The organism is Curtobacterium sp. 9128 (genome assembly GCF_900086645.1).
Lineage (GTDB): Bacteria > Actinomycetota > Actinomycetes > Actinomycetales > Microbacteriaceae > Curtobacterium.
Window position 1 is genome coordinate 3233617 of record NZ_LT576451.1, and the last position, 17915, is coordinate 3251531.

Consider the following 17915-nt stretch of genomic DNA (forward strand, 5'->3'; position numbering starts at 1 on the left):
ACGCCCGGGCGCGCCGCCTCGTGGAGCTAGTTCGCGTTGGCCTGGAGCCACGCCAGCGGGTCCACCGGGACGCCGTCGACGTGCACCTCGAGGTGCAGGTGCGGGCCGGTCGAGTTGCCCGTCGAGCCCACGAGCCCGAGCTCGTCCCCGACCGCGACCTGCTGGCCCTTCACGACCTTGAACGAGTTGTCCATCATGTGGCCGTAGACACTCGTGAACTGCTTGCCGTCGACGTCGTGCTCGACCCACACGTCGTTGCCGAAGCCACCGTCGTTCGGCTGCACCTTGATGACGGTCCCGGCAGCGATGACCCGGATGGGGGTTCCCGCCCCGGGGGCGAAGTCGACGCCCTGGTGGTTGGTCGAGCAGAACGAGCAGCCCTCGACCTGGCGCCCACCGAATCCGGAGGTGATGGGCACGCCGGTCAGGAACGGCCACTGGATCGTGCCGTTCGGGTCGTTCGTGAAGCTCGACGAGTCGACGTTCTTGTACTGCGTGGCGTCGGACACGGTGTAGGCGTCGCGGTTCGTCGAGCCCTCGGTCGCGTCACCGACGCGGAGCGACTGCGTGTCGCCGTCGGCGGCGGCCCGCACGGTCGTCGAGCCGGGCTCCGGCGTGTAGAGGGCCTGCGCGGGCAGGGAGGTCGACACGACCAGCCCGGCAACGAACAGCAGCGCGCCGACGGCGGTCGCGCGCGAGGCGTTCTTGCGGAACGACGCACCCTTGCGCTTCGTCGGCACCGGCGCGGCAGCCACGGACGGGCGGCCGGCACCGAGGTGGCGCGTGGCCCGGTCGACGCGGGGAGCCGGAGCGGTGGTCCGGCGACGAGCGGGAGGCACCTGGCCGCTCACCCGGCGGGTCGCTGCGGGTGCGACGACCGGCGACGACGGTGCGGGCGGGGTCGCCGGCTCGATCACGGACGCCGGCAGGACGGGCGAGGAGGGCGCCGGCGGCGTGACGGGCTCGGCCTGGTCGGACGGCGACACCGGGGCGGCCGGTGCGACGTCCGTTCGCTGGACGCCGTGCTTCGCTGCTGCGCGCTCCGCTTCGATGCGGGCCCTGCGGGTCATGTGGACCACGGGCGAGGCACCGTCAGTGGCCCTTCCGTCGGGGGTGGTTCGTCCGGAGACGGCGGGCTGCAGCGTGGCTTCGAGCATGCGTTTCGGTGGGGATCCTGATCAGGGCTGTCGGCGCTCGTTGATAACGAGCAGATAACGGGACTGCAGCGACGGTACCAGGGGTCGTAGCGCGCCGCCAGTCGTGGTCATGACCACACAGCGGCCCCAGAGGTGGGGGTCAGGACCCGAGGACCCCGGCTTCGACCCGGCGCACGAGGGTCTCGAGCTCGGCGGCGATCGACGGTGCGGCGAAGAGGAACGAGCGCGTTCCACCGGCTTCCCACGACGTGACGACGGCGCCGGCTGAGGCGGCGACGATCGATCCGCCGGCCATGTCCCACGGGTTGATCCCGCGCTCGTAGTACGCGTCGACGACCCCTGCGGCGACCGAGCAGCAGTCGAGTGCGGCCGACCCGCCACGACGGATGTCGCGGACCTCGCCGAGCAGTCCGGTGAGCACGGCGACCTGCTCCCGACGGCGGTCGGCGGTGTACCCGAAGCCCGTCGCGACGAGCGTCTCGCCGAGGGAGGCGGGCTCCCCCACGGTGATCACGGTGCCGTTGCGGGTGGCGGGCTCGCCGGCGACCGCACGGAACACGTCACCCGTCGCCGGGGCGATGACCACGCCGGCGATCGGTTCCCAGACCGCAGGGTCCGGGTCGCCGCGGACGACACCGATGCTGACGGCGTACTGCGGGCTGCCGTAGAGGTAGTTGACGGTGCCGTCGATCGGATCCACCACCCACGTGATGCCGGAGGTGCCGTCGGCCCCGCCGGTCTCCTCGCCGAAGAACCCGTCGTCCGGGCGGGTGGCACGGATGCGGTCGTGCACGAGGGCCTCGACCTCTCGATCGGCGGCCGTGACGACGTCGACGATGCTCGACTTCCGGTCGGCGACCTCGACTCCTTCTGCACGACGACGAGCGGCGAGCTCGGCGGCTTCGGTCGCGATGGACTCGGCCAGGTCGGCGAGCTCGGTCGGGGTCGGGTCTGCGCTCATGCACTCGATCCTTCCAGCAACACGGTCGCCGAGACGACGAAAGCCCCGTCCTGTGGACGGGGCTCTTGGTCGTGTGGCGAGTGAGGGATTCGAACCCCCGAAGGCTACGCCGGCTGATTTACAGTCAGATCCCTTTGGCCGCTTGGGTAACTCGCCATGTGCGCACCCAGCCCGTGTAGTCACCAACCGGAGGCGCCAGAACAGCATACCGGATGGTCGACGATGGTCGTGACCACCGTGGCGCGGACCGAGGTCGGCGCTCCCCGTTAGGCTGTCGGGCATGGCAGACAGCTCCTTCGACGTGGTCAGCAAGGTCGACAAGATGGAGGCGGACAACGCCCTCAACCAGGCCGCCAAGGAGATCGAACAGCGCTACGACTTCAAGGGCGTCGGCGCATCGATCGCGTTCAGCGGTGAGGACGTCCTCATCAAGGCGAACACCTCCGAGCGGGCGACCGCGGTCCTCGACGTGTTCGAGTCCAAGGCGATCAAGCGCGGCATCAGCCTCAAGAGCCTCGACGCCGGCGAGCCGTACCCGTCGGGCAAGGAGTTCCGCATCGAGGTGAAGTTCAAGAACGGCATCGAGCAGGACGTCGCGAAGAAGATCGGCGCGTTCCTCCGGGCGAACGCCGCGAAGAGCGTGAAGAGCCAGATCCAGGGCGACGAGCTCCGGGTCTCCTCGAAGAGCCGCGACGACCTCCAGAACACGATCCAGCTCCTCAAGGGTGAAGAGTTCGACGTGCCGCTGCAGTTCATCAACTTCCGCTGACGCCCCGCGCGCCCGCGAAAGACGACTCGACGCCCCCGTGGAGCACTGGCTCTCCGTCACCCTGACCGTTCTCCTGGTCCTGCTGGACCTGGCGATCCGTGCCTTCTCGCTCATCTACGTCCCGATCAACCGGAAGCCGCAGACCGCGACCGGGTGGTTGCTCGCGATCTTCCTCATCCCCTACATCGGCTTCATCGTCTTCCTGGTCATCGGGTCGACGAAGCTGCCGAAGGCCAGGCGTGAGAAGCAGACCGAGATCAACGCCTACATCCTCGAGCAGACCGAGGGCATCGAACGCGTCCGTCGGGACCACCCGTGGCCGCCGTGGTTCGAGAGCATCACCGAGCTGAACCGCAAGCTCGGCGCGATGCCACTGGTGGGGGGCAACTCGGCGGAGCTCTACCCGGACTACGACGAGTCGATCGCCGAGATGGCCCGCGCCATCGACGACGCACGGCGGTTCGTGCACGTCGAGTTCTACATCGCGACGCTCGACGACACCACGCGGGGCTTCTTCGACGCACTCGCCCGGGCGCAGGCGCGCGGCGTGACCGTCCGGTTCCTCATGGACCACTGGGCGAGCCGCGGCTACCCCGGGTACAAGGACACGCTGGCCTTCCTGGACCGCGCGGGCATCGAGTGGCACCTGATGCTCCCGCTGCAGCCGTTCAAGGGGAAGTTCCAGCGCCCTGACCTCAGGAACCACCGGAAGATCATGGTCATCGACGGGTCGGTGGCGTTCACGGGGTCGCAGAACCTCATCGACAAGTCCTACGACCTCAAGGCGCACATCGAGAAGGGGCTCGCGTACAAGGACCTGTTCGCCCGCTTCGAGGGTCCGGTCGTCGCCGGCATCAACGCCCTGTTCGTGACCGACTGGTACAGCGAGACCGACGAACTCCTGCTCCGCGAGAGCGACCCGGTGCAGCGAGCCGACCGCGGCGACGCGCTCGACTGCCAGGTCGTGCCGTCCGGCCCCGGGTTCGACGGCGAGAACAACCTGCGCCTCTTCAACGCGCTGCTGTACTCGGCGCAGAAGAAGGTGTCGATCACCTCGCCGTACTTCGTCCCCGACGACTCGATGCTGTACGCCATCACGACGACGGCGCAGCGCGGGGTCGAGGTCGAGCTGTTCGTCGGGGAGATCGGCGACCACGCGATGACCTGGCACGCTCAGCGCTCCTACTACGAGGGGCTCCTTCGCGCCGGCGTGAAGATCTGGCTGTACCGCTCGCCGACGATCCTGCACGCGAAGCACTTCACGATCGACGACGACGTCGCCGTGATCGGGTCGAGCAACATGGACATGCGGTCGTTCAGCCTGAACCTCGAGATCTCGGTGATGGTCCGTGGGGAACGGTTCGTCGACGCGCTCCGCGGCGTGCAGGACGCCTACCGGAAGGACAGCATCCCGCTCGAGCTCGACGCGTGGCTCGGTCGCACGCGTCCTTCGCAGGTGCTCGACAACATCGCGCGGCTCACGGCAGCCCTGCAGTAGCGGCCGGGAGGCCCGGTGCGCGTCCGGCGCGCCGGCTCGGTCAGCGCGGGACCACCGACACGATCCGTGCGACCAGACGCTCGGCCGGCCCACGTCCCAGGAACCGGCTCCACAGCGCGGCGAACAGGCCGGCGCCGATGGCGAACCACCACCGCGTGGCCGGCTGCTGCGGGAGCGGCGGCAGCACCGCGATGACGACGAGGTGCAGCGCGTAGATCGTCAGCGGCATCGACCCGATCGCGGCGAGCGGGAAGGCGATCCGGCGGGCCACGGCACCGCGGCCGTCGAACAGCAGCGTGCAGAGCCCGATCACGGCGACGGCGACGCCGGCGGTCCCGACGACGTCGACGATCGACGACGAGTGGTCGCGCGGGGACAGGAACACCTGCGCGAAGGCCTGCCCCGCGGACGCGCCCTGCGGCACGAACGGGACCCCGGGGAACGCGTCACCCGCGTCCCACGGCACCGGTGCCGCCACTGCCCCGGCGAGGTAGGCCGCGGTGGCGACCACTGCGCCGGACGCGAGGAGCGCGACCTGCGTACTCCGAGCCTCCAGGTCGGATCTGGCGACCGCGAGCCCGACCAGCACGTACGTCAGGAACGTGACCACGGGGTAGACGAGGCCGAGCTGCAGCGTGAAGGTGCTCGCGTCCGCGTAGGCCGGGACGATCGCGATCGCGACGGGCGCAGACAGCAGCGCACAGGCGCCTGCGGCGGAGACGAGTGCCCACCGCGGCCAGCGCAGCGCCGGGAGCACCAGCAGGAACAGCACCCCGTAGGTCGGCAGGATGACGTAGACGGGCGTGTTCAGCGCCATCAGCAACAGGCCGATCACGACGATGACGACGGCCCGGATCGCCAGCCGTGCGCGCACCCGCCCGATCTCGGGCGGACCCGGCGGGTCGGTCCGGCCGCTCACGAGGCCGACCGAGACCCCGGCGAGCACCGCGAACAGCGTCGACGACCTCCCGTTCACCACGGCCGACCAGGTGGCGGGGTCCGACCAGTCGAGCTGCTCGGCGACGCCCCCGACGTGCGCGGCCACCATGCCGAGGAGTGCGACGGAACGGGCGACGTCCACCCCGTACAGGCGTGCGCCCCGCACCTCCGTGACGAGGGCGGGGCGCACGGCGGTCATCGGATCAGCTCCGGTCGGCGGTCTGCCCGGCTGACGTGCGACCGAGCGACGCGTCGATCATCTCGTCGCGCGGGACGACCTTGACGCGCGCGCGGCCGTGCGGCTCACCGAGCGCGATCTCGTGCGCGTCCAGCCGGTGCCACCCCTCGAGGTCCGTGAACTCCACGCCACGCTCGCGCAGCAGCGCCGGGATCGCCTCCGGGGACGGGTCCTCCGGGGTCCACCAGCTCGCCTGGTCCCCCACGATGTGCTGCACGGTCTCCATCGCGTCCGACTTCGTGTGACCGATGAGTCCGACGGGGCCGCGCTTGATCCAGCCGGTCGCGTAGACGCCGGGGATCTGGTCGTTGTCGTCGTCGAGGACCTTGCCCTCGTGGTTCGGGATGACGCCGTGCCGCTCGTCGAACGGCACACCGGGGAGCTCGGACCCGAAGTACCCGACCGCGCGGTAGGCCGCCTGGATCGGGATCTCCCGGATCTCGCCGGTGCCCTCGACGCCGCCCTGCCCGTTCGGCCGGGTGCGCTCGTAGCGGATCGCGGTCAGCTTGCCGTCCTCGCCGACGAACTCGAGCGGCTTCGCGTAGAAGTGCAGGTGCAGCCGACGGCTGGCGGTGCCGGGCTCGCGCTTCCGCCACTGCTCGAGGACACGGTTGATGACCATGACCTGCTTGTTCGTCTGGATCGCCGTGAGCGACGCCTCGTCGTGGTCGAAGTCCTCGTCGTACACGACCATGTCGACGTCGGGGACCTCGCCCAGCTCGCGGAGTTCGAGCGGGGTGAACTTCACCTGCGCGGGGCCGCGGCGGCCGAAGACGTGCACGTCGGTGACCGGCGATGCCTTGAGTCCCTCGTAGACGTTGTCCGGGATCTCGGTCGGCAGCAGGTCGTCGGCGTGCTTGGCGAGGATGCGCGACACGTCGAGGGCGACGTTGCCGTTGCCGATGACCGCGACGCTCTCCGCGGTGAGCGGCCAGGTGCGCGGCACGTCTGGGTGGCCGTCGAACCAGCTGACGAAGTCGGCGGCACCGTACGAGCCCTCGAGGTCGACGCCGGGGATGTCGAGGTCGGCGTCCTTGATGGCACCGGTCGAGAACACGACCGCGTTGTAGTGCTTCTTGAGGTCGTCGAGAGTGATGTCCTCGCCGAAGCGGACGTTGCCGAAGATGCGGATGTCACCGCGGTCGAGCACGTCGCGGAGTGCGTTCACGATCCCCTTGATGCGGGGGTGGTCCGGCGCGACGCCGTAGCGGACCAGGCCGTACGGCGCCGGCAGCTGCTCGAAGAGGTCGATCGACACGTCGTACGCGTGCGCTTCCCGCAGGAGGATGTCCGCGGCGTAGATGCCGGCGGGGCCGGCGCCGACGATGGCGAGGCGGAGGGTGGGCACTGATCGTCTCCAGTTTCGTTCGGGTGGGGTGCTCCCGTGGGCGTGTGGTCGGCTCGGCTAGTGCGTGCGGTCCACGACCGACTCGGCGAACCGGGTGAGGGCGCGCTTCACGACGCCGTCCGGCAGCGGTGCGAGGGCCACCACGGCTTCGTCCGCCCACTGGCCGGCGAGCGCGCGGGTCGCCGCGGTCGCCTCGTGGTCGCGGAGTGCCGCGACGGCCGACAGGTACGCGTCGGTGGTGACCGCGTCGTCCGGGGCACCGGTGACGTCGCGCTCGATCCGTTCGACGAGCTCGGCAGCGCCCCGATCGGTCGCGGCACGGCGGCGGAGCTGTAGCAACGGCAGGGTGTCGACGCCCGCGCGGAGGTCGTTGCCGGCGATCTTGCCGGTCTTGTCCTTCGCCGGGGCGAGGTCGATGACGTCGTCCACGAGCTGGAACGCGACGCCGACCTTCTCGCCGAACGTCCCGACGGCGTCGAGGTAGGCGCGGTCCGCACCGGAGAACAGCACGCCGGCGCGGGCGGCGGTCGCGATGAGGGAGCCGGTCTTGTCGCTGAGGACCTGGATGTAGTGCTCGAGCGGGTCGTCGTCCGGCTGAGGGCCGGTGGTCTCGTGGAGCTGGCCCATGCACAGGCGCTGGAACGTCTCCGCCTGCATCCGAATGCCCTCCGGCCCGAGGTCCGCCGTGATGAGGCTGGCCCGGGCGAAGAGCAGGTCACCGGTGAGGATCGCGACGTTGTTGCCGTAGGTGACGTGGGCTGCCGGGACCCCGCGGCGCACCGGGGCCTCGTCCATGACGTCGTCGTGGTACAGCGAGGCGAGGTGGGTCGTCTCGACGCTCACCGCCGCCTTCACGACGTGGTCGGTCACCCCGTTGCCGAGCTGCGCGATGAGCAGCGTCAGCGTCGGCCGGATCCGCTTGCCCCCGGCCGAGAGCAGGTAGCGGCTGGTCGTGTCCGCGAGGGTGTCGGCGGAGCGCATCGCGTCCTCGAGCCCCTGCTCGACGAGCTCGAGCCCGTCGTCGACCGCGGTGATGAACCGACGCTCCGCCGGACTGGCGAACATCCGCTCGCCGATGCCGAGCGACGCTCGGAGACTCGGTGCTCGGCGTGCGACCGGGACGCTCGGGTTCAAGTGCTGCTCCGTGTTTCGGGGAAGTCCGTCTGGGTGGGGGCCGGTCAGCTGTCGGTCGGCTCGACGCTCGGCTGCTCGCCTGTCGCCTGGTGCTCACGACGGGCCTTCGCGCGTCGCGCGACGGACTCTCGGACCGTCCCAGCGACGGGCTTGCGTCCGCGGTGCAGTGCGACGATACCGGCCGTGAGGTTGCGGTAGGCCACCATCGTGAAGCCGACACCACGGAGCCACTGGCTGAGGACCTGCTGGTCCGGCCACGCCTCGATCGACTCGGCGAGGTACTTGTACGCCGCCGGGTTGCTGCTCGAGAGCTTCGCGATACCGGGCAGGACACGCTTGAGGTAGGTGCCGTACCCGAACCGCAGGGCGGCGAGCGGCGGCGTGGAGAACTCGCAGATGACGACGCGGCCGCCGGGCTTCAGGACGCGGAGCATCTCGGTGAGCGCCTGCATCGGGTCGTTGACGTTGCGCAGGCCGAACGAGATCGTGACGGCGTCGAACGTGTCGTCCTCGAAGGGCAGGTGCTCCGCGTCGCCCTCGACGAAGGTGATCTCGGGGTGGCGCTCACGTCCGACGGCGATCATGCCGGCGGAGAGGTCGAGCGCCGTGACGTCTGCACCCTTCTTGGCGAACGCCGCAGCGCTCGTGCCCGTCCCCGCGGCGATGTCGAGCACGCGCTCGCCTGGTTGGGGATCGACGGCGCGCACGGTCGCCACCCGCCAGAGCGGGGCGTTGCCGGCGGAGAGGATGTCGTTGGTGAGGTCGTACTTCTCCGCGACGTCGTCGAACATGGCCGCCACCTCGTCCGGCCGCTTGTGCATGTCCGCTCTACTCACCCGACCAATCCTAGAGGTCCGTCCCGTGCGTTCCCGGGACACGCGGCGCGGCGTTCTCCTCCATCCGGCGCGCGTACGATCGTCCCGTGACCCGAACCGCCACGGCGGCCCCGCCGCTCACGGTCTCGACCCGGATCCTCGACGACCCGGGCGCCGTGCTCCGCCACACGCTCCCCGACACCCCGCTCGCCTTCGTGCGCAACGGTGACGGCATCGTCGGCATCGGCGAGGCGCTCCGGTTCGAGTTCACCGGGCCGTCCAGGATGCGGGACGCGGCAGCGGCCTGGAAGACCATCGCCGAGCGCGCGGTGGTCGACGACCCGGTGCAGCTCCGCGGGTCCGGTCTCGTCGCGTTCGGCGCGTTCGCGTTCGCCGACGACTCGGCCGCGACCAGCGTGCTGATCGTGCCGCGCGTCGTCGTGGGACGCCGCCGGGGCAAGGCCTGGCTGACCGCGATCGACACCACGGCAGACCCCGCTCCCCTGGCGTTCACCAGGACCTCGGTGCCCGTCCCGCACGTGGGACCGCACCTGTCCGTCACGTTCTCCCCCGGGCGCATCGACGAGGACGCCTACGCGGCGTCGGTCGCCGAGGCCGTCCGTCGGATCACCGCCGGCGACGCGCAGAAGGTCGTCCTCGCTCGGGACCTCGTCGGCTCGCTGCCCCCCGGTGCCGACCGGCGTGCCCTCCTCCTCGACCTCGCCGACACCTACCCGCAGTGCGTCACGTTCGCCGTGGACGGACTCGTGGGGGCCACGCCGGAGACCCTCGCCCGCACCGACGGCACGCGGCTCACCGCCCGGGTGCTCGCCGGCAGCGCGGCACGCGGCACCGACGCCGTGTCGGACCGCGCCGCCGCCGAGGCCCTGGCATCGAGCGCGAAGGACGTCTCCGAGCACGCGTTCGCGATCAGGAGCCTCGTCGACGCGCTCCGCCCGCTCGCCACGGACCTGCGGGTCGACCCGGAGCCGTTCCGCCTGCAGCTGCCGAACCTGTGGCACCTCGCCAGCGACGTCCAGGCGACGCTGCCCGTCGGGACGACGTCGCTCGACATCGCCGACGCGCTGCACCCGACCGCCGCCGTCGCCGGGACCCCGACCGACGTGGCCGTCCGGCTCGTGGCCGAGCTCGAAGGGGTCGACCGCGGCCGCTACGCCGGGCCCGTCGGCTGGCTCGGCGCATCGGGCGACGGCGAGTGGATGCTGGCGCTCCGGAGCGCGGAGATCGACCACGACGGCGCCGTGCGGGCATGGGCCGGCGCGGGCATCGTCGGTGAGTCGGACCCGGCGCGCGAGGTCGCCGAGACCGCGCTGAAGTTCCGCCCGATCCGCGACGCGCTGGCGTAGGGCAGCGCGCCGGTTCTCGCGCCGCCCGGTTCCGCTTCTCGCTCTGCCGACTCGGAACGACAGGATCGCTGTCGTACGACAACGGCGTTGTCGCTCCTCCGCGCGCGCAACAGTTGCGCGCGCGTGGTTGCGACAGAGTCGCTTTCGTACGACAGCGACTCCGTCGCTCGTTGTGGACGCAACGAACGCGCGGTGCGGCCCCCGGCCCTGGTCGCGACCAGCGCCGGACTGGAGGCTCGGTGCCGGACGCGCGCCGAGCCTCCAGTCCGGTGGTCGGGACGCGCCGCCTCAGAACGACAGCGTCGATGTCGTACGACAGCGACGATGTCGCTCCCACGCGCCTGCAACTGTTGCGCGCGCGTGGTTGCGACAGACTCGATGTCGTACGACAGCGGTCCTGTCGTTCCGAGTCGGGCCAGCGGGGAGCGATTCGAGCCTCAGTCGGCCAGGGGCACCTCGATGACCACCCGCTCGGCGGGGTCGGTGAGCACCTGCTCGAGGTCCCCCCACGTCGCGGCACGGCGGTACTCCCACCCGAGCCCCCTGACGACCTGCTCGACGTCGACGTGCTGCGGGGTCGTCATCATCCGGCGCATGTCCGCCGCCGGGGTGGTCTCGGCGACCTCGAGCCCGCGGAAGATCGCCCCGCCGGAGTCGTTGCCGACGACGATCTGCACGCGGCTGGTGCGTTCCTCGGTCCCGGTGACGAACGCCCCGAGGTCGTGCAGGAACGTCAGGTCCCCGAGGAGCACGCGGGTCGTCCCGCCGGCTGCCTGCGTCTGCTCGAGCGCAGCGGCGATCCCGAGCGCGGTGGACACCGTGCCGTCGATGCCGGCGAGCCCGCGGTTGGCGTGCACGCGGATCTTCTTGCCGGGGACGCGGCCGTCGGCCACGCGGATGATCTGGGACGCGCCGAGGACCAGCCGGTCGTGCGGCCAGGTCACGCCCCACACGGCGTCGGCGAGCATCGCCCGGTCGACCGGGCGGCGGCGCAGTGCGACCTCGTCGCGGAGGAACCGGTTGCGTTCGGCGCGGTCCTCCGACCGCTTCGCGTCCAGGTCCGGCCCGGCGTCGCCGTCACCGAGCGCTGCACGGCTCGCGGCCACCCAGCGGCCCACCCACGCGCGGTGTTCCGGACGGGTCCGGCCCGTGACGGTGACGTCGGACACCAGCCGGGAGGCTCGGCTCGGGTCGTACGCGTCGGCTCCGGCCCCGCGGACGGTCACCACCTCGACGTCGTCGCGCTGCAGGAGCGCCGGGACCTCGCGGCTGAGCGTCGGATGGCCGAGCACGACGGCACGGCGGACCCGGCCGCCGAACTCCGGGTCGCGCAGCAGCTCGCGGTAGGTCACGGCCAGGTTCCGCCCGAAGCGCGCTCCGCTCGACACCTCGGCCAGCAACGGCGCACCGAGCTCCCATGCCACGCGTTCGGCGTCCTCGCCGGCGTCGTGCCCGGCGATCACGACGGTCGCGGGCTCGTCGTCCGGCGTGAGCTCCACGGCGCCGAGCCCGGTGTGGACGCGGCGGGTGGCGAACCCGAGGTCGATCTCGTCCTCCGGGACACCCTCGACGTCGGTGAGCGTCGCGGAGAGCGGTTCGCGGAAGGCGACGTCCAGCTGCACGGGCCCCGGCTGCCCGGTGTGTCCCGACGCCGCGGCGACGGTCTCGCGGACGGTGCTCCGGATGGTGTCGCGGGTGCTGTCGTCGACGCCGTGCTGCGTCGGGGCCTCGACCTCGCGGACGAAGGAGACCGCCTGCGCGAAGATGCCGGGCTGGACGGTGGTCTGGTTGCTGCCGATCCCGCGGAGTTCGGCCGGACGGTCGGCGGACACGACGATCATCGGCACGCCGGAGTGGTGCGCTTCGAGCACGGCGGGGTGCAGGTTGGCGACGGCGGTGCCGGACGTGGTGACCACGAGCGCGGGACGACCGGTCTCGACGGCGAGCCCCAGCGCGACGAACCCGGCCGTCCGCTCGTCGAGTCGCACGTGCACGGTGATGCCGCCGGCACGTTCGAGGGCGACCGCCGCGAGGGCGAGCGCCTGGGATCGGGACCCGGGGCTCACGACGACGTCGGTGACGCCGGCGCGTGCGAACTCCTGCAGGAGGGCGAGGGCGAAGTCGGACGCCGGACTGCCGGAGCCCTGCTGAACGCCGTCAGCGATCGGTGCGGCCGTCGTCGTCGGTGTCGTGGAACTGCTCTTCGAGGTTGCGGAGGGTCGCGTCGTCCTGGTCCTTGTCCGTGCGGGGCCGCTCGGGAGTCTGCTCACCGAGGAAGTCCGGGTCGTCTTCGGGACCACGGTACCGGGCGACACGCTCCGGAACCGCCGGGGCCCTGCCGAGCAGGAACCAGAGGACGCCACCGAGGACCGGCAGGATGACGATCAGCAGGATCCAGAGTCCGCGCCCGAGCGACCGGATGCGGTGCTTCGGCATCGTGGCGCAGTCGATGAGCGTGTAGACCGTGAACGCCACGGCGGCGACGACGACGACGAGCCACAAGCGGACCATGCCGAGGAGTGTAGGTGCCCAGGCTGTGACCGACCTCACGGTTCGCGAGTCCGTAGACTTGCCGGGTGAAAGCGTGGCTCGTCTACACCCTCGCCCGTCTCGGGATCTTCGCGGCGGCGCTCGTCGTCCTGTTCGTGATCGGTCTCCCGTGGTACTGGGCGACGATCGGCGCGGCGCTCATCGGCCTGCTCGTCTCGTACATCGCGCTGCCGAAGCTCCGCTCGGAGGTCACGACGAGCATGGCGAACCGACGCGGCCGTCCGGAGCGGGACGCCGACTCCGACTTCGAGGACGACTTCGTCTCGGCGTCCGACACCGACGTGGACGCCCCGGTGTCGGACGCCGACCGTCACGCGGAGCGCCGCGAGCACCCCACGGACTGACCCGTTCCGCCCCGGCGTGCGGCTACGGCTGCAGCGCGAGCATGACGCCGAGCACGACGCCGTAGGCCAACGACCCGAACGACGACAGCTGCAGCGCGGTGATGAGCTCGCGCGGCTTGCGGGACGACACCCCGATCGCGAGTGCCGGCAGCACCAGCAGCAGCGAGAAGTACGTGAAGCCGGTCCGGAAGTACAGCAGCACGAACCAGATGAGCAGCACGTACGGCAGCAGCAGGAACAGGCCGTAGAGCACGCGGGCGATCGGCAGTCCGACGGTGACCGCCAGGGTCCGCTTGCCGGCGAGCCGGTCCTCGTCGATGTCACGGATGTTGTTGACCATCAGGACGGCACAGGCGAAGAACCCGGCGGCGACGGCCGCTGCCCAGCCACTCGCGGCGACCCGGCCGATGAGCACGTACTCGGTCCCGAGCACCGCGACGAGACCGAAGAAGACGAAGACGAAGACCTCGCCGAGCGCGTTGTACCCGTACGGCTTCTTGCCGCCGGTGTAGAACCACGCGGCGACGATCGCCGCGGCGCCGACGATCAGCAGCCACCAGAGCTGGGTGAGGACCACGATGACGATGCCGGCGACGGCAGCGAGCCCGAAGAACGTCAGGGCGACCGTGAGCACCGTGCGGGGCTTGGCGAGGCCGGCGCCGGTGAGCCGGGCGGGGCCCACGCGGAACTCGTCGGTCCCGCGGACACCGTCCGAGTAGTCGTTGCTGTAGTTCACGCCGATCTGCAGGAACAGGGCGACGAGGAGCGCGAGCACGGCGATGGTGAGGTGGCCGTCCTTCGCGAGGAAGGCGCCGAAGTCACCGGCGATGCCGCTGTCGACGAAGCCCACCGTGGTGCCGAGCACGACCGGGACGACACCGAGCGTCAGGGTGCGGAGCCGTGCCCCGCCGATCCAGTCGCGTGCGGTCGCGCGACCGCGGGTCCGTGCCGGGGATGCCGCCTTGGCCGGGTTGCCCGACCTGCCATGCTTGTGCGTCTCGTTCTTCGCTCGTGCCACGACCGTCAATCCTATTCGTGGGAGCTATCGATCAGCGACGAGTGCTCGGATCGCCCGCCGGTCGGGCTTGCCGGACGCGAGCATCGGCACGCGGTCGACGACCAGGACCTCGGCGGGCCTCGCCGCGCGTCCGAGTGCAGCACCGACGTGGGCACGGACCGTGTCGAGGTCGAGCGGTGTCGCCGTCACGACGACGGGGACCTCGCCCCACTCCCCCGAGTCCCGACGGGTGACGACCGCGGCGTCCTGCCCGGGGAGCTCCCGCACGTGACGCTCGACCAGTCCGAGCGGGACCTTCTCGCCGCCGGAGATGATCACGTCGTCGAGCCGGCCGAGCACTCGGACCCGGCCGTCGTCGAGCGTCGCCGCGTCGCCCGTGCGGTACCACCGGAGCCCGTCACGCTCGACGAACGTCGCCGCGGTCCGGTCCGCGTCGCCGAGGTACCCCTCCGCGAGCATGGGGCCGTGCAGCAGGAGCTCGCCGTCGACGAGCTCCGTGCGGACGGTCCCGAACGGCTGTCCGTCGTAGACGCAGCCGCCACTCGTCTCGCTCGCGCCGTACGTGGTGACGACGTGCACACCGGCCGCCACCGCGCGTTCCCGCAGCGGTCCCGGGGTCGACTGACCGCCGACGAGGACCGCGTCGAACCCCGCCAGCGCTGCCGTCGCACGAGGGTCGTCGAGCACGCGGGCGAGCTGGACCGGCACGAGCGACGTGTACCGACGCGGTGCAGCCGGACCGGTCGCGAGCTGATCGGCGGCGTCCGCGAACGCCCCGGCCTCGAAGTGCCCGGGAGCGACGACCGACGGGGTCGTGCCCGCCGCGATCGACCGCGTGAGCACGTTGAGGCCGGCGATGTAGTGGGTCGGCAGCGCGAGCACCCACCCGCCGGGTCCCCCGAGGGCGGCGTCGGCTGCGGCCGCGCCGGCGAGGAGCGCCTCGGACGACAGCGCCACACGTTTGCCGGTGCCGGTGGAACCGCTCGTCTCGACGACGAGGGCGACCCGCTGCTCGACGTCAGCCGGAGCCGGGGTCGGCAGGGCGGGAACGCCCTCGGCGACGGGGAGCAGTGCGGGACCGCCGGCGAGGGCAGCCTCCAGGCCGCGCAGCACGGCCAGCGGGTCCGACGCGCCCAGCCGGACCAGGGGGCGGGGCATCAGGACCGCCGCATCAGTAGTGCCAGGGGAAGGACGTCCACTCGGGCGCGCGCTTCTCGAGGAACGAGTCGCGGCCCTCGACGGCCTCGTCGGTGCCGTAGGCGAGGCGGGTGGCCTCGCCGGCGAAGACCTGCTGGCCGACCATGCCGTCGTCGACCGCGTTGAAGGCGTACTTGAGCATCCGGATCGCCGTCGGGGACTTGCCGAGGATGATCTCGCCCCAGCGGATCGCCTCGCGCTCGAGGTCCTCGTGCGGCACGACGGCGTTCACAGCGCCCATCTCGTACGCGCGCTGTGCCGAGTACTCCTGCGCCAGGAAGAAGACCTCGCGCGCGAACTTCTGGCCGATCTGCTTGGCGTAGTAGGCGCTGCCGTACCCGCCGTCGAACGATCCGACGTCGGCATCGGTCTGCTTGAACTTCCCGTGCTCGGCGCTGGCGATCGTCAGGTCGCAGATGGCGTGCAACGAGTGACCGCCGCCGGCCGCCCACCCGGGGACCACGGCGATGACGACCTTCGGCATCATGCGGATCAGTCGCTGGACCTCGAGGATGTGCAGCCGACCCATCGACGCCTGGGCTGCTGCCGGGTCCACGCCCTCCGGCGGGGCGCCCTCGTCACCGACGTACTGGTAGCCGCTGCGACCGCGGATGCGCTGGTCACCGCCGGAGCAGAACGCCCAGCCGCCGTCCTTCGGGCTCGGGCCGTTGCCGGTGAGCAGGACGACGCCGACGCGGGGGTCCTGGCGGGCGTCGTCGAGGGCGCGGTAGAGCTCGTCCACCGTGCGGGGGCGGAAGGCGTTCCGGACCTCTGGACGGTCGAACGCGATGCGGACGATCCCGTGCGAGACGTGCTTGTGGTACGTGATGTCGGTGAACGACGCCGCTGCGGGGGCGGTCGTCCAGACGTCGGGGTCGAACAGGTCGGACACGGTGTCGGGCATGTACCCAACCTATCGCCGCGTGCCGACGCCCCGCCCTGTCGCCGGAGGCCTCCGCCCCGCCCTGTCGCCGAGGGGCCTCCGCCCCGCCCTGTCGCCGAGGGGCCTACGCCCCCATGTCGGTGAGGAGCTCCGGGGCGACCATGACGACGAGCACGATGAGGATCACCGGGTTTGCGAAGAACGCGACCACGACGCCGATGGAGCCGTACCACCGCCCGAACCCGCCGACCGCGGCGATGAACCCGAGGACGGCGGCGACGAGCGTCAGGAACACGACGACGAAGCAGATGCCGAACGCGAAGGTCGTGTCGCCGCCCATGAACACCGCGAAGGCGCTGGCGTCGACGGCGGCCGAGACGATGGCGAGGCCGAAGGCGATCTTGCCGACGAGGGGGTTCTTGCGGCGCCGTGTGGCGGTCTTCGCCCGGACGTCGACGGTGTTGCTCCGCATGAGGCGGGCGAACTCGTCGCTGCCCCCGCCGGGCGTGCTGCGTGACGACCGCTGGTGCGGGTTGGACGTCACGGAGCCTCCCTCTGGTCGTGGCCGATCGGAGCCGACCGAGGCCGACCGATGCATGCTAATGCTCTGCCCTGGCGGTCCCCTCCGAGGAACTGTGAGGTCCGCTGGACGAAGATGTCCGTGTGCTTCCCGCCCTTTCCGAACTCCTCGCCGACGCCCATGTCGTCGCCCTCCCGATGCGGGTCCGCTTCCGCGGGATCACCACGCGCGAGGCGATGGTCCTCCGCGGTCCGGCCGGGTGGACCGAGTTCTCCCCGTTCGTGGAGTACGACGACGCCGAAGCGGCTGCCTGGCTGCGCGGGGCGATCGACTTCGGCTGGACGGAGCACGTCCCCGCCGCGGCGTCCGTCCCCGTCAACGCCACCGTCCCCGCGATCGAGCCCGGTGCCGTCGCCGGGCTCCTGGCGCGCTACCCCGGGTGCACGACCGCGAAGGTCAAGGTGGCTGAGCCCGGGACGACGATCGACGACGACGTGGCGCGGGTCGCCGAGGTCCGTCGGGTGATGGGCCGGGCCGCGTCCGTGCGGGTCGATGCGAACGGCCTGTGGACCGTGGACCAGGCCGCGGAGGCGCTCGAGCGGCTCGCCCCGTACGACCTGCAGTACGCCGAGCAGCCCTGCCGCACGGTCCCGGAACTCGCAGCGCTCCGATCGCGGATCGCCGGCCTCGGCGTGCCGATCGCTGCGGACGAGAGCGTCCGCAAGGCCTCGGACCCGCTGGCCGTCGCGCGGGCCGGGGCCGCCGACGTGCTCGTCGTGAAGGCGCAGCCGCTCGGCGGGATCACCGCGGCGCTGTCCGTGATCGAGTCGGCCGGGCTCCCCTGCGTCGTGTCCAGCGCACTCGACACGTCGGTCGGGCTCGGGATGGGGGCGTTCCTCGCCGCGGCCGCGATGTCACCCGGCTACGCCGCGGGGCTCGGGACCGCGGCGATGTTCGAGGGGGACGTCACGCCCGATCCGCTCCTGCCGGCGGACGGGAGGATCGGGGTGCGTCGCGTGGACGCCGCACCTTCCCTGGTGGCCCGGTTCGCCGCGTTACCCGCGCGCACGGCGTGGTGGCGTTCCCGGCTCGAGCGGGTGCACGCCCTGCTCGCTGCCGCTCCGACCTGCTCTTGACGTCCCGCCCCTGACGTCCCGCCCCTGACCGGTCACGACAC

17 protein-coding genes and 1 tRNA gene are annotated in these 17915 nt (G+C 71.5%); 5 read left to right on the forward strand and 13 right to left on the reverse strand.

Features of this window, described 5'->3' with window-relative positions; genetic code table 11:
* Positions 1-26: 26 nt before the first annotated feature.
* From QK288_RS15340 to QK288_RS15350, 3 genes are all read right to left on the reverse strand, one after another.
* Positions 27-1070, reverse strand: coding sequence for a peptidoglycan DD-metalloendopeptidase family protein (locus QK288_RS15340; RefSeq protein ID WP_281265135.1), 1044 nt, complete (start codon positions 1068-1070; stop codon positions 27-29).
* Between the two features lie 226 nt (positions 1071-1296).
* Positions 1297-2118: an inositol monophosphatase family protein gene (locus QK288_RS15345; RefSeq protein ID WP_281265136.1), complete on the reverse strand. Its 822-nt coding sequence runs from the start codon at positions 2116-2118 to the stop codon at positions 1297-1299.
* 74 nt (positions 2119-2192) lie between these two features.
* Positions 2193-2274: transfer RNA gene (locus QK288_RS15350), tRNA-Tyr, on the reverse strand.
* 124 nt (positions 2275-2398) lie between these two features.
* Between QK288_RS15350 and QK288_RS15355 the strand changes: the two genes are divergently transcribed.
* Together QK288_RS15355 and cls are read left to right on the forward strand one after the other, a co-directional pair.
* Positions 2399-2887 carry a YajQ family cyclic di-GMP-binding protein gene (locus QK288_RS15355; RefSeq protein WP_281265137.1) on the forward strand — a complete coding sequence of 163 codons (489 nt, stop codon included), beginning with the start codon at positions 2399-2401 and terminating at the stop codon, positions 2885-2887.
* Positions 2888-2924: 37 nt separating this feature from the next.
* Positions 2925-4385, forward strand: a complete 1461-nt coding sequence (gene cls, locus QK288_RS15360; protein WP_281265138.1) for a cardiolipin synthase — start codon at positions 2925-2927, stop codon at positions 4383-4385.
* Between the two features lie 40 nt (positions 4386-4425).
* On the opposite strand, the gene QK288_RS15365 is transcribed toward cls, so the two are convergent.
* From QK288_RS15365 to QK288_RS15380, 4 genes are read right to left on the reverse strand one after another with little or no spacing between them, the layout of a single operon-like run.
* A complete protein-coding gene (locus QK288_RS15365; protein ID WP_281265139.1) occupies positions 4426-5523 on the reverse strand; it encodes a heparan-alpha-glucosaminide N-acetyltransferase domain-containing protein in 1098 nt (365 codons plus the stop codon).
* Positions 5524-5527: 4 nt separating this feature from the next.
* The gene (locus QK288_RS15370) at positions 5528-6910 is read right to left on the reverse strand and encodes an FAD-dependent oxidoreductase (RefSeq protein WP_281265140.1); all 1383 of its coding nucleotides are present in this window, start codon (positions 6908-6910) and stop codon (positions 5528-5530) included.
* A 57-nt stretch (positions 6911-6967) separates the two neighbouring features.
* Positions 6968-8044, reverse strand: coding sequence for a polyprenyl synthetase family protein (locus QK288_RS15375; RefSeq protein ID WP_281265141.1), 1077 nt, complete (start codon positions 8042-8044; stop codon positions 6968-6970).
* A gap of 44 nt (positions 8045-8088) precedes the next feature.
* Entirely contained in the window at positions 8089-8880 is a 792-nt protein-coding gene (locus QK288_RS15380) for a demethylmenaquinone methyltransferase (RefSeq protein ID WP_281265142.1), read from the reverse strand.
* Between the two features lie 86 nt (positions 8881-8966).
* Between QK288_RS15380 and QK288_RS15385 the strand changes: the two genes are divergently transcribed.
* Entirely contained in the window at positions 8967-10226 is a 1260-nt protein-coding gene (locus QK288_RS15385; RefSeq protein WP_281265143.1) for a chorismate-binding protein, read from the forward strand.
* A 437-nt stretch (positions 10227-10663) separates the two neighbouring features.
* On the opposite strand, the gene menD is transcribed toward QK288_RS15385, so the two are convergent.
* On the reverse strand, positions 10664-12391 hold the full coding sequence (menD, locus tag QK288_RS15390; RefSeq protein WP_281267610.1) for a 2-succinyl-5-enolpyruvyl-6-hydroxy-3-cyclohexene-1-carboxylic-acid synthase: 1728 nt from the start codon (positions 12389-12391) through the stop codon (positions 10664-10666).
* A complete protein-coding gene (locus QK288_RS15395) occupies positions 12384-12737 on the reverse strand; it encodes a PLD nuclease N-terminal domain-containing protein (protein ID WP_281265144.1) in 354 nt (117 codons plus the stop codon). Before QK288_RS15395 ends, menD begins: the two co-directional genes overlap by 8 nt.
* A gap of 65 nt (positions 12738-12802) precedes the next feature.
* Here QK288_RS15395 and QK288_RS15400 point away from each other — a divergent pair, with 65 nt between their 5' ends.
* The gene (locus QK288_RS15400) at positions 12803-13120 is read left to right on the forward strand and encodes a DUF4229 domain-containing protein (RefSeq protein WP_281265145.1); all 318 of its coding nucleotides are present in this window, start codon (positions 12803-12805) and stop codon (positions 13118-13120) included.
* 22 nt (positions 13121-13142) lie between these two features.
* Here the strand turns inward: QK288_RS15400 and QK288_RS15405 are convergent, their stop codons facing one another.
* The 4 genes from QK288_RS15405 to QK288_RS15420 form a co-directional block, all read right to left on the reverse strand.
* A complete protein-coding gene (locus QK288_RS15405; RefSeq protein ID WP_281265146.1) occupies positions 13143-14138 on the reverse strand; it encodes a 1,4-dihydroxy-2-naphthoate polyprenyltransferase in 996 nt (331 codons plus the stop codon).
* Between the two features lie 24 nt (positions 14139-14162).
* Positions 14163-15296 (reverse strand): AMP-binding protein, encoded by a 1134-nt coding sequence (locus tag QK288_RS15410; RefSeq protein WP_281265147.1) that lies wholly within the window; start codon positions 15294-15296, stop codon positions 14163-14165.
* Positions 15297-15309: 13 nt separating this feature from the next.
* Positions 15310-16239 (reverse strand): 1,4-dihydroxy-2-naphthoyl-CoA synthase, encoded by a 930-nt coding sequence (locus QK288_RS15415; RefSeq protein ID WP_281265148.1) that lies wholly within the window; start codon positions 16237-16239, stop codon positions 15310-15312.
* A 103-nt stretch (positions 16240-16342) separates the two neighbouring features.
* The gene (locus tag QK288_RS15420) at positions 16343-16762 is read right to left on the reverse strand and encodes a hypothetical protein (protein WP_281265149.1); all 420 of its coding nucleotides are present in this window, start codon (positions 16760-16762) and stop codon (positions 16343-16345) included.
* Positions 16763-16881: 119 nt separating this feature from the next.
* Here QK288_RS15420 and QK288_RS15425 point away from each other — a divergent pair, with 119 nt between their 5' ends.
* Entirely contained in the window at positions 16882-17874 is a 993-nt protein-coding gene (locus QK288_RS15425; RefSeq protein ID WP_281265150.1) for an o-succinylbenzoate synthase, read from the forward strand.
* Positions 17875-17915 lie beyond the last annotated feature (41 nt).

What these genes read in the sequence shown, in the direction of transcription:
- QK288_RS15355 (WP_281265137.1), top strand. Translation starts at nt 2,399, where the DNA reads ATGGCAGACAGCTCCTTCGACGTGGTCAGCAAGGTCGACAAGATGGAG.
- QK288_RS15345 (WP_281265136.1), bottom strand. Translation starts at nt 2,118, where the DNA reads ATGAGCGCAGACCCGACCCCGACCGAGCTCGCCGACCTGGCCGAGTCC.
- QK288_RS15395 (WP_281265144.1), bottom strand. Translation starts at nt 12,737, where the DNA reads ATGGTCCGCTTGTGGCTCGTCGTCGTCGTCGCCGCCGTGGCGTTCACG.
- QK288_RS15415 (WP_281265148.1), bottom strand. Translation starts at nt 16,239, where the DNA reads ATGCCCGACACCGTGTCCGACCTGTTCGACCCCGACGTCTGGACGACC.
- QK288_RS15365 (WP_281265139.1), bottom strand. Translation starts at nt 5,523, where the DNA reads ATGACCGCCGTGCGCCCCGCCCTCGTCACGGAGGTGCGGGGCGCACGC.
- QK288_RS15410 (WP_281265147.1), bottom strand. Translation starts at nt 15,296, where the DNA reads ATGCCCCGCCCCCTGGTCCGGCTGGGCGCGTCGGACCCGCTGGCCGTG.
- QK288_RS15340 (WP_281265135.1), bottom strand. Translation starts at nt 1,070, where the DNA reads ATGACCCGCAGGGCCCGCATCGAAGCGGAGCGCGCAGCAGCGAAGCAC.